11 protein-coding genes are annotated in these 10,630 nt (G+C 74.2%); 4 read left to right on the top strand and 7 right to left on the bottom strand.

Translation table 11 applies throughout. The annotated features are described in order from the left end of the window. Positions 1-1,169: PASTA domain-containing protein (locus N866_RS12585; RefSeq protein WP_155855345.1), on the top strand; the 1,169-nt coding region annotated here is incomplete at its 5' end. A 116-nt stretch (positions 1,170-1,285) separates the two neighbouring features. Here N866_RS12585 and N866_RS12580 read toward each other — a convergent pair. From N866_RS12580 to N866_RS12565, 4 genes are read right to left on the bottom strand one after another with little or no spacing between them, the layout of a single operon-like run. After that, positions 1,286-1,945 (bottom strand): aminodeoxychorismate/anthranilate synthase component II, encoded by a 660-nt coding sequence (locus tag N866_RS12580; RefSeq protein WP_034226823.1) that lies wholly within the window; start codon positions 1,943-1,945, stop codon positions 1,286-1,288. A gap of 1 nt (position 1,946) precedes the next feature. Beyond that, the gene (locus N866_RS21980) at positions 1,947-2,105 is read right to left on the bottom strand and encodes a hypothetical protein (RefSeq protein WP_034226822.1); all 159 of its coding nucleotides are present in this window, start codon (positions 2,103-2,105) and stop codon (positions 1,947-1,949) included. Further along, positions 2,105-2,935, bottom strand: a complete 831-nt coding sequence (locus tag N866_RS12570; RefSeq protein ID WP_034226820.1) for a class E sortase — start codon at positions 2,933-2,935, stop codon at positions 2,105-2,107. The genes N866_RS21980 and N866_RS12570 overlap by 1 nt, the downstream gene beginning before the upstream one ends. After that, the gene (locus N866_RS12565; RefSeq protein WP_081802617.1) at positions 2,932-3,711 is read right to left on the bottom strand and encodes a DUF881 domain-containing protein; all 780 of its coding nucleotides are present in this window, start codon (positions 3,709-3,711) and stop codon (positions 2,932-2,934) included. Before N866_RS12565 ends, N866_RS12570 begins: the two co-directional genes overlap by 4 nt. A 260-nt stretch (positions 3,712-3,971) precedes the next feature. Here N866_RS12565 and N866_RS12560 point away from each other — a divergent pair, with 260 nt between their 5' ends. After that, positions 3,972-4,220 (top strand): cell division protein CrgA, encoded by a 249-nt coding sequence (locus N866_RS12560; RefSeq protein ID WP_034226819.1) that lies wholly within the window; start codon positions 3,972-3,974, stop codon positions 4,218-4,220. Positions 4,221-4,455: 235 nt separating this feature from the next. Here the strand turns inward: N866_RS12560 and N866_RS12555 are convergent, their stop codons facing one another. Beyond that, on the bottom strand, positions 4,456-5,346 hold the full coding sequence (locus tag N866_RS12555; RefSeq protein ID WP_034226818.1) for a rhomboid family intramembrane serine protease: 891 nt from the start codon (positions 5,344-5,346) through the stop codon (positions 4,456-4,458). 76 nt (positions 5,347-5,422) lie between these two features. Beyond that, a complete protein-coding gene (locus tag N866_RS12550; RefSeq protein WP_034226817.1) occupies positions 5,423-5,962 on the bottom strand; it encodes a peptidylprolyl isomerase in 540 nt (179 codons plus the stop codon). Between the two features lie 205 nt (positions 5,963-6,167). On the opposite strand from N866_RS12550, the gene N866_RS12545 reads away from it, so the two are divergent. Next, on the top strand, positions 6,168-7,088 hold the full coding sequence (locus N866_RS12545) for a hypothetical protein (RefSeq protein WP_052023005.1): 921 nt from the start codon (positions 6,168-6,170) through the stop codon (positions 7,086-7,088). 176 nt (positions 7,089-7,264) lie between these two features. After that, the gene (locus tag N866_RS12540) at positions 7,265-9,931 is read left to right on the top strand and encodes an AMP-binding protein (protein WP_052023004.1); all 2,667 of its coding nucleotides are present in this window, start codon (positions 7,265-7,267) and stop codon (positions 9,929-9,931) included. A gap of 69 nt (positions 9,932-10,000) precedes the next feature. Here the strand turns inward: N866_RS12540 and N866_RS12535 are convergent, their stop codons facing one another. Continuing rightward, the gene (locus N866_RS12535; RefSeq protein ID WP_155855344.1) at positions 10,001-10,444 is read right to left on the bottom strand and encodes a hypothetical protein; all 444 of its coding nucleotides are present in this window, start codon (positions 10,442-10,444) and stop codon (positions 10,001-10,003) included. Positions 10,445-10,630: the final 186 nt, after the last annotated feature.

The raw sequence follows: 10,630 nt of genomic DNA, 5'->3' as shown, positions 1-10,630 counted from the left end.
CCCAGGACGGCGGCGCCACGCAGGTGTTCCGACCCGACGCGCAGACCCAGCTCATGGGCGCGGCCGGCGCCGGCTACGGCGGGCAGCCCGGCGGGCAGACGCGCGTCATGGGCGCGGCACCCGCCGCCGTCCCGCCGCAGTCGTCGTGGTCGCAGGTGCAGACCGGCCAGCAGCCGGTCGTGCCCTCCGGTCCCGCCGACGACGACGAGCCGCGCGGCAGGGGCCTGCTCTGGGGCCTGATCGCGGTCGCGGTGCTCGCGGCGCTCGGCATCATCCTCGTCCTCGCCCTCGGCGGCGGTGACGAGACCCCGACGCAGGTGGAGGTCCCGGAGGTCGTCGGAATGACCGCCGACCAGGCGAAGGCGGAGCTCGAGGGCCTCGACCTCGTGTACGAGCCGCTCGAGGTCGCCAGCCAGGACGTCGCCGACGGGCTGGTCGTCAGCACGGACCCGCCCGCCGGGACGATGGTCGACCCGCGCAGCGCCGTCCGGGTGTCGATCTCCGGCGGCCCGGACGCCGTCGCCATCCCGAACCTGGAGAACTTCACGCAGGAGCAGGCGCGCGCCGAGCTGTCCGAGCTGGGGATCACGAACGTCACGACGGAGAACGTCGACCACCCGCGCATCGCGGAGGGCCGGGTCGTCGGCACGAACCCGCCGGCCGGCGAGAGCGTCTCGCCGGAGACGCCGGTCGTGCTGCAGCTCTCCTCCGGCCAGGTGGAGCTGCCGGACCTCACCGGGCTGGACGAGGCGGCCGCCCGCCAGGCGCTCGTCGACCTCGGCCTCAGCGCCGTCATCACCACGGAGGAGAGCGACCAGGCCCCCGGGACGGTCGTCCGGCAGAGCCGGACCCCGGGTCCCGTGCCGCAGGGCAGCGAGGTCGGGCTCGTCATCGCCACGGAGCAGCAGCCGGACGAGGTCAGCGTCCCCGAGCTCTTCAACCTCACGGTGGACACCGCGGAGGAGCGGCTCAACGCGGCGAACCTCAACCTCGGCACCCTCACCGAGGAGCCGTCGGACGAGGTCCAGGCCGGGCGCGTCATCCGCAGCGACCCGTCCGCGGGCTCGCCGGTCGCGGAGGGCAGTGGCGTGAACCTCATCGTCTCGTCCGGCCCGGCTGACAACGGCGGCGGCGAAGGCGGCGGCGAGGGCGACGGCACGGGGGACTGACCCCCCGGGAGGACCCCACGACGAACGAGGCGCCCGTGACCGGTCCGGTCACGGGCGCCTCGTCGTCCTGGCGTCAGGGGTGTGGCGTCAGGTCCCCGCAGTCAGGGACACAGACGTCACGGGCGCGGTACCGAGGCGCCCTCGCGCACGAGCGGTGCCATGCCCTCGGACGCCGCGACCGCACCCTCCAGGCCGCACAGCTCCAGCCAGTTCGCCAGGAGCCGGTGCCCGCCCTCGGTGAGCACCGACTCGGGGTGGAACTGCACGCCGTGCAGGGGGAGGTCGCGGTGCTGCAGGCCCATGATCACTCCGGTCCCGTCCGCACCCGTCGTCCGCGCGGTGACGACGAGCTCGCTCGGGACGGTGCCGTCCACGACCGCCAGCGAGTGGTACCGCGTGGCGGTGAACGGCGTCGACAGGCCCGCGAGCACCCCCGCCCCGTCGTGCTGGACGAGGCTGGTCTTGCCGTGCATGAGCTCCGGGGCGTGGGTGACCGTCGCCCCGAAGACCTCGCCGAGGGCCTGGTGGCCGAGGCAGACGCCGAGCATCGGGGTGGCGTCGTCGGCGCAGTCCCGGATGACATCCATGCTGGCGCCGGCCGCGCGGGGGGTGCCGGGGCCAGGAGAGATGAGCACGCCGTCGTACGCGGCGCGCTCCTCTCGGGAGGGCACGGCGTCGTTGCGCACGACGACGGTCTCCGCCCCGAGCTGGTCGAGGTAGCCGACGATCGTGTAGACGAACGAGTCGTAGTTGTCCACGACGAGGATCCGGGTCATGTCACTCATCCACCGTGATGTCGTTGAAGGGCATGAACGGGGCGATCGCGGGGAACACCCAGAGGAAGCAGACGGCCACGACCGCCGTCGCGAGCAGCAGCAGGAGGACCGCCCGGAGCCAGGTCGGGCCCGGCAGCACCCGCCACAACCATGCGTACATCAGGAACCTTCCCCGGCGGCCAGCTCCGCCGGGGTCCCGGCGTCGGTCGGCATCCAGTAGTCGAGCTCGCCGTGGACGATGAACCGCTCCCGTGCCGAGAAGATCGGGTGGCACGTCGTCAGGGTGATCATCGCTCGGGTGGGCTCGACGCCCGGTTCCCCCGGCACGGGCGCGATGACCTCCACGTCCTGGGGAAGCACGATCTGCGTCGACGTGACGCGGTAGACGTACCAGGCCTCCTGCGTCTGCACGACGAGCGGGTCGCCGACCTGGAGCTCCTCGACCCGGTGGAACGGCTTGCCGTAGGTGTTCCGGTGGGCGGCGACGGCGAAGTTGCCGATGCCGCCCGGCATCGCCGTGCCCGGGTAGTGCCCGATGCCGAGCACGTCCAGCACGTCCCGTCGCGTGACGCCCTCGCTGACCGGCTGCACGTAGTCGGGTCCCCACCGCGGCACGGCGAGCGTGGCGAACGTGGTGGCATGAGGCTGCTCCGGCAGGACCGGGGCGGCGTCCCGACGCTCGGGCGAGGCGGCCGGCACGGCGTCCGGCTCAGGCTCCTGCGTCCCGCCGGCGGGGGTGCGCGCCCAGCCGAGCTCCTCCACCACCTGGTCCTGCGCGCGCTCGGCCACCACGTCCGTCCAGAAGAGCTGCCACACCACGAACAGACCGAGCAGCACGCCGACGGTGATGAGCAGCTCCCCGAGCACCCCGACGACGACGGCGCCGGACGTGCGGCGGCGCGCCGCGGGCTCGCGGACCCGCCGCAACGACCGGCGCGTCTGCGGCGCGCCGGGCTCGGCCAGGCCCACCGCACCCGAGCCTTCCGTCACCCCGCCACCGCCTCGTCCGCCTCGTCGGCTCCGGGCACGGCCGCGTACTCCAGCTCGATCGCACCCTCGTAGGCGGGCAGGTCGGCGGAGTCGGTCACGGTGATCTCCCAGCCCAGGCCGTAGGCCTCGACGTAGTCGAGGTAGCGCTGGATGGCCTCGGAGTCGTACAGCGCCTCGATGAGCTCGTCCGGGTCGCCGATCGCGGTGACGGTGTACGGCGGGGAGTAGACGTTGTCGTGCAGGAGCAAGACGTTCCCGACGCAGAGGAAGGCGGAGGTGGAGATGACCCGCTGGTCCTGCAGGCCCATCGCCTCCGCCCCACCGGACCACAGGGCGTTGATGACCGCCTGGAGGTCCTGCTGGTGGACGACGAGGTCGTTGTTCGTGACGCCGGCCGGGCGGGGACCGCTCGAGATCGCGTCGGTGAGGGAGACCGTGACGCCGGGCCCGGTCACCGGGACGCGCCCGGCGGCGAGCCGGACGAGGTCCGCCATCGGGTCCGACTCGGGGGCGCCGTCCGCCACGAGGTCCGTCAGCCGGTCGATCTCCGCCTGGAGCGCGCGGGCCTCACCGGCCAGCGTCTCGTTGCGCTCCCGCTCGGCCTCGACGAGGCCCGGCAGGTCCTGCACCTCCCGGCCGTTCCCGACGCGCGCCAGCTGGGCGTTCGCGGCGAACAGGTAGCCGGCCAGCGCGAGCACGAGAGCCACCCCGACGGCGCCGCGCAGCGACGGCCAGCGCGGCGCGCGGTGCGCTGCGTGGTCGCGGTGCTCGGGCACGGTGCCTCCTGCTCGGGGTCGACGCGGGTCTCGGGCCTCGGTGCGGGTGTCGGGGCGGGTGTCGGGGCGGGTGTCGGGGCGGGGCCGTTCACGGGTCACGGACGGGTCGCGTGCCCGTCCGGCGAGCGACCCGGGCTCCGGGCGGTCGGCAGGACCGACCGGCGCCCCCGTGCGCGCGCGCCGCCCCGGGCGCGCACACCACTACGCTAGACGACGAACGACGGGTGCCCCTGGTGCCCGGGGAACCCTGAGGAGACGTCGTGCCCGAGTCGAAGCCGCCGCGCAAGAAGGCGACCACCCCGGCGACCGCTGCCCCGGTGAAGGTCGAGGGCAACCCGCCCTGGCTGGTCCCCACCATGCTGACCCTCATGATCCTGGGCCTGGTGTGGATCGTCGTCACCTACGTCTCGCAGACGGACTGGCCGGTACCGGGCATCGGCAACTGGAACCTCGCGATCGGCTTCGTGCTGCTGTTCGCGGGCTTCGGCCTGACGCTGCGCTGGCGCTGAGCCCGACGCTCTCTTCCCGGCGCCACGCTCCGCGCCGACGCTGAGCCCCCGCGACACGCGCCTCTCCGGCACCGTCGCCCCGGTTCCTCCCCAGCTGTGGGCCGTTCTGTGGAGAACTACACCGGTGTGATTGTCCCCAGTGGTGGACAACCCTGTGGACAACCACAGCGGTGTTCTTCACCAGGTGTGGACGAGGACGGGGACGAACCGTCGTCGGACCGGGCTCCGGGACGGCTCAGAGGAACGGGACCGTGCCGTACACGCCCAGGTACCGCACGGTGGCGGCACCGACGAGCACGACGAGGGCGACCACCGGCGCTCCGACGCCGACGGCGCCGCGGAGCCGTCGCGGGGCGTAGGCGAAGGCCGCCCCCAGGGCGAGTCCCACGAGGAACCCGCCGAGGTGCGCCTCCCACGCGATGCCGGGGACCACGAACCCGAGCACGCCGTTGATCGCCACGAGCACGACGATGCCCCGCGCGTCCCGGCGCATCCGGCGCAGGACCGGCAGCAGCGCCCCGAACAGCCCGAAGACCGCGCCCGACGCGCCCACGACACCGGTCCGGAAGTCGACGACGTCCGTCGCGAGGAGGGTGAACATCACCGTGCCACCCAGGGTCGACAGCAGGTAGAGCGCGAGGAACCGCCCGCGCCCGAGCGCCTGCTCGAGCAGCGGTCCCAGGAGCCACAGCGCGTACATGTTGAACCCGATGTGCAGCAGCATCCCGGTGCTGTGCAGGAAGCCGGCCGTCAGGAAGCGCCACGGCTCGAAGGCGCCCGCGGCGGGGGAGAAGATCCACGTCTGCGTCCACGCGCTGCCCACGACCAGCTGGAGCACGAAGCTGGCGACGCACAGGCCGATCAGCGTCAGCGTCACCACGGGCCGGCCCTGCCGCAGGGGCGCGCCGAACGCGGTGCGGGCCACGGGGGCGGTCCGCGCGGCCTCCCGCACGCAGTCCACGCAGTGCACCCCGACGGCGGCCGGCCGCTGGCACTCCGGGCACGTCGGCCGGGCGCACCGCTGGCACCGGACGTAGGAGACACGGTCGGTGTGCCGCGGGCACACCGGGACGACGTCGGGCCCCCCGGCGGACGAGGCCGGGGGCGGCGGGACGGGGTTGCTCATCGGGGCTCCTGGCGGTGTGCGTCGGGCCGGGCACCCCGCGTGGGGTGCCCGGCCCGGGGGACCTTGGTGGAGGTGCTCAGTCCTCGACGGTCACCGAGGTGATCGTGATGTCCTCGACCGGCCGGTCGCCCGGCCGGGTCGGCGCCGTCGCGATGGCGTCGACCACGGCGCGGCTGGCCTCGTCGGCGACCTTGCCGAAGATCGTGTGCTTGCCGTTGAGCCACGTCGTCGCGGCGACGGAGACGAAGAACTGCGAGCCGTTCGTCCCGCCGACCTGGCCGGTGACCGGGTCGCGCCGCTTGCCGGCGTTCGCCATCGCCAGCAGGTACGGCTCGGAGAAGGTCAGCTCCGGGTGGATCTCGTCGTCGAACGTGTAGCCCGGGCCGCCCGTCCCCGTGCCCAGGGGGTCGCCACCCTGGATCATGAAGCCCTGGATGACGCGGTGGAAGATCGTCCCGTCGAACAGGGGCTCCGAGCGCTCGGCGCCCGTGCGGGGGTCCTTCCACGCCTGGGTGCCCGTCGCGAGGCCGACGAAGTTGCGGACCGTCTTCGGCGCGTGGTTCGGGAAGAGCTCGATGCGGATGTCACCGGCGGAGGTGTGCAGAGTCGCGAACATGCCGTCATCCTCCCACGGGGGCCCGGCTCGGACCCCTGGCCCCTCAGCGACTCCGGTGGTCCGCGGGCGGTCTGCCGAAGGACGCGCGACCCCGGTGCAGGGGTGGCAGCATGGTCAGGAGTCCCGCAGGCCCGAGCAGGTGAAGGGAGCCGGCTGCAGAGCCGGTGGGCCGACAGACCGAACGCCGTCCACAGAGGAGCACCAGATGTTCGACCGGATCAGAGCAGCGCGCACGACCGTCGACGCCGAGCGGCTCAAGACCCAGGCGGCCGAGCTCCAGGCGGTCCTGGCGGACGCCGGCGCGCGGGCGAACCTCACCGCCGCGCAGGTCGCCGAGCAGGCCCGCCTCCAGGCGGCCGTCGCCCGGGAGTGGGCGGCCCCGCACGTCGAGCACGGCGTGGACTGGGCGCGTCCCCGGTGGGAGAAGGCGGTCGCCGAGGGGAAGCACCGTGCCGCCCCGCACGTGGAGGCCGCGGCCCGCAAGGCCGTGCCCGTGGTCGACACGGCGCACGACCGCATCGTCGAGGACCTCCTGCCGAAGGTCGTCGCCGCGGTCAGCGCCGCAGCGGCCGCCACCGCCGCCGGGGCCGACCGGGCGCACGACGTCACCGCCGCGAAGCTCACCGAGCTGGCGCACGTCGAGACCAAGAAGTCGCACAAGGGCCGCAACGTGCTGCTGTTCCTCGCGCTCGCCGGGGCCGGCGCCGCCGGCTACCAGGCGTGGCGGCGCAGCGCCCCGACCACCGACCCGTGGGCGGAGGACCCGTGGCAGGCGACCCCGTCGACCACGCGTCGCCCCGACTTCCAGGGCGTCGTCGAGGACGTGCGCCACGAGCTCGAGGACGCCGCGGAGGCCGTCGGTGAGGCTGCCGGCGAGGCCGTCGCCCGGACCCGCGAGGCGACCGAGAAGGCGAAGGAGGCCGGGAAGGCCTCGAAGTCCCGCCGCCGGGAGCAGGGCGACACGGACGAGGCCGACGACGCGACCCGCACCCAGGCCCTGGAGACGGGGACCGAGGACGTCACGCCCGCCGACGTCGCCTCGACGATCGGCACGCAGATCGACACGCCGCCGTCGGACGCCGAGGGTGACGACTCCGGTTCGGAGAACGGCAAGCACAAGGCCTGACGGAGCGGCGCAGCACCCGCACAGCGGCGTAGCACCACGGAGGGGCCCGGCACCGCGCCGGGCCCCTCCGGCGTCTCCCGGGAGGTGCCGGCAGCACGGGGAGAGAACCCCAGCTCCCACCCGGCCCCGTCGGACCTGCCCCTGAGGTAAGGCTTACCTTCGTGTAGGCTCCCCGGGTGCTGCTCACGCCTGCGGCCGGCGGGGGACGGCCGGCGGCCCCGCCCGTCCACGGCCCTGCACTGGTCGCGGACCTGGCCCGCCACGGCTCCGCGACCGCTCTGGTCGAGGACGGTCACCGGGTCACCTACGGCGACCTGGCCCGCATGGTCGACGACCGCGCGGAGGCGCTGGGGACGACGCGACGCCTGGTCCTCGTGGCGATCCGCAGCACGACGACGTCGGTGGTCGACTACCTCGCCGCGCTCCGCGGCGGCCACGCGGTCCTGCTCACGGCGGACGACGACGCCGTCGTCGCCGGGCTGGTCGCCGCGTACGACCCGGACGTGGTGCTCCGACCGGACGCGCCCGTCGACGAGCGCCGCGTCGGCACGGCGCACGACCTGCACCCGGACCTCACGCTGCTGCTCAGCACCTCGGGGTCGACCGGCTCGCCCAAGCTCGTCCGACTCTCCCGGGAGAACGTCGACAGCAACGCCGCCGCGATCGCCGCGTCCCTGGGTCTCGAGCCGGACGACCGCGCGGTGACCAGCCTGCCGCTGCACTACACGTACGGCCTGTCCGTCCTGCACAGCCACCTGCGGGTGGGGGCGGCGGTCGTCCTGACCGGCCTGTCCGTGGTGGACGCGTGCTTCTGGGACCTCGTCCGCGCCGAGGCGGTGACGGGCGTCGCCGGTGTCCCGCACACGTTCGAGCTGCTCGCCCGGACCGGGTTCACGGGGGCCGGGCTCCCCGCCCTGCGGCGGGTCACCCAGGCCGGCGGGCGGATGGCGCCCGACGCCGTCCGGCGCTGGCACGAGACCGGACGCCGTCACGGGTGGGACCTCGTCGTCATGTACGGGCAGACGGAGGCCACGGCCCGCATCGCGGTGCTGCCGCCCCACCTCACCGGCGCGCACCCCGGGTCCATCGGTCGTGCGGTGCCCGGCGGCGAGCTCCGCGTCGAGCCCGTGCCGGAGACCGCGGACGACCCCGATGCCGGGGAGCTCGTCTACCGCGGCCCCAACGTCATGCTCGGCTACGCCGAGGAGCCGGCGGACCTGGCCCTGGGCCGGACGCTCACCGAGCTGCGCACCGGGGACCTGGGCCGGCAGCGCGACGGCGTGTTCGAGGTCGTGGGCCGGCGCAGCCGGTTCGTGAAGCTCTTCGGGCTGCGGATCGACCTCGGCGTGCTCGACGCGCGTCTCGCCGACGCCGGTCTGGTGGCGGCCTGCGCCGGGGACGATGACGTGCTCGTCGTCGTCGTCGAGCGGGAGGGTCTGGAGCGGGGCGGGGCCGCCGGCGCGGGCGCGGTCGAGGCCGTACGCCGCCGGCTGGCGGGGGCCTGCGGCGTGCCGGGCACCGTGATCGACGTCGTGGTCGCGGACGCCCTGCCCCGGCTGGCCAGCGGCAAGGTGGACCTGCCGGCCGTCCGTGACCTGGCCGCACGCCGCCGGACCACCGGCGGGCGGGCCGCGGACCCGACCGCCGGCGCCTGGGGTACGGCACGTCAGCCTGCTCATGGGGCCTCGGTCGAGGGCCTGCGCGCCCTGTACGCCGAGCTGCTCGAGCGACCCGACGCCACCGCCGACAGCACGTTCGTCGGCCTCGGCGGCGACTCCTTGTCCTACGTGGAGGTGGCGGTCCGGCTCGAGGAGCGCCTGGGCACCCTGCCGCCCGGCTGGCACCTCACGACGGTGCGCGACCTCGCGGCCGCCGCCCACCAGGACGACGGCGCACGGCGGCGGGGTCGGCTCGGCGGCCGGCTCGAGACGAGCGTCGCGCTGCGGGCGATCGGGATCCTGCTCGTCGTCATGACGCACTCGAACGTGCTCTTCGTGCCCGGGGGTGCGCACCTGCTCCTGGGCGTGGCCGGCTTCAACTTCGCGCGCTTCCAGCTCTCGGCGGCCGACCGGACGACACGCGTCCGGCGCGTGGGGGCGAGCCTGGGGCGTCTGCTCGTCCCGAGCGTCCTGTGGATCAGCGTCGCCGGCGCCGTCACCGGCCTCTACTCCCCGGCCACCGCCCTGATGCTCACCAACGTCCTGGGCCCGGACGGGTGGGGGAGCGCGTGGCACTTCTGGTTCCTGGAGGCGGTCGTCTGGATCGTCGTCGGGGTGACCGCGCTGCTCTCGGTCCCCGTGCTGGACCGCCTGGAGCGCCGTCGGCCGTTCGCGACCGTCGGGATGGTGCTCGGCCTCGGCCTGCTGTTCCGGTTCGAGGTGCTCGCCCTGGACACCGGCCCGACCATCCAGACCCCGCAGAACCTCCTGTGGCTGTTCGCGCTGGGCTGGGCCGCGGCCCGCGCCGCGACGGTGTGGCAGCGGCTCGCCGTGACGGCGGCCGCGCTGCTCACCGTGCCCGGGTTCTTCGACAACCCGCTGCGCGAGGCGCTCGTCGTCCTCTCCCTGGCCGCCCTCGTGTGGGTGACCGGCGTGCCCTTCCCACGCGTGCTGTCCCGGGTCGCCGGGGTGCTCGCCGCGGGCTCGCTGTACGTGTACGTGACGCACTGGACGGTCTACCCGTACCTGGAGGACGACTACCCGGTGCTCGGGGTCCTCGCGTCGTTCGCGGTAGGACTGGCCTACTGGCAGCTGGTCGAGCGGGTGACGCGGCGCGTGACCCTGGTTCGCCGGCAGACGCAGGAGCGGCGCACCGCAGGGTCGCGCGCGACCACGCCGGCATGACGAACGCCCCGTCCGGGGGGACGGGGCGTTCGTCACTGCCTCATGGTCACTGCCTCATGCGGTCAGCGGTCAGCCGTTGGCGTTGCCCTCACCCAGGGCCTCGCAGTCCACCGGACCGGTCAGCGCTGCGCTCGAGATCACGTTCGCGGAGACCCCGCAGATGTTGGCGGCCACGCCGACGGGGACCTGGACGTTGAGGTCCGTGACCGCGATGTTCACGAGACCGCGCTGGCGCGTGTTGTCGGCACCGCCGTCGTTCCGGGTCGCCTCGGCGTCGCCGAAGGCGTTGCAGTCGACCGGGCTGGTGACGCTCGGCCCGCTCAGGGCGTTCACCGCGACGCCGCAGATGTTCGCCGCGATGCCGATCGGCACCTGGATGTTGGTGCTGCTCAGGGACAGGTTGACGAGGCCTTCCTGATCGGTGTTGTTCGGCGCGGCCTGTGCGGCACCGGCGAAGCCGAGGCCGAGGGCGAGGGTGGTGGCGGCCACTGCTGCTGAACGACGTACCTTCATGATGAACCTCCGCTGGGGGTTGGGGTCACGCCGGCCGCCGTGGCCCCGTCTCTGCCGGGCCGGTGGGGCGTCGCGGTCCGGACGGCTCTCGCAACCGAGCCGGAGACGGGGGCAGGAGCCCCCGCGCCGTGACTGTCATTCCCTTGCGCTGTGGACGTTAGGGGCTCTTCGCAGATGAGGGTGTAG

This window comes from Actinotalea ferrariae CF5-4 (assembly GCF_000603945.1).
GTDB lineage: Bacteria > Actinomycetota > Actinomycetes > Actinomycetales > Cellulomonadaceae > Actinotalea > Actinotalea ferrariae.
Note: the sequence above shows the minus strand (reverse complement) of the source record. Positions and strands in the feature narration are given on the sequence as shown.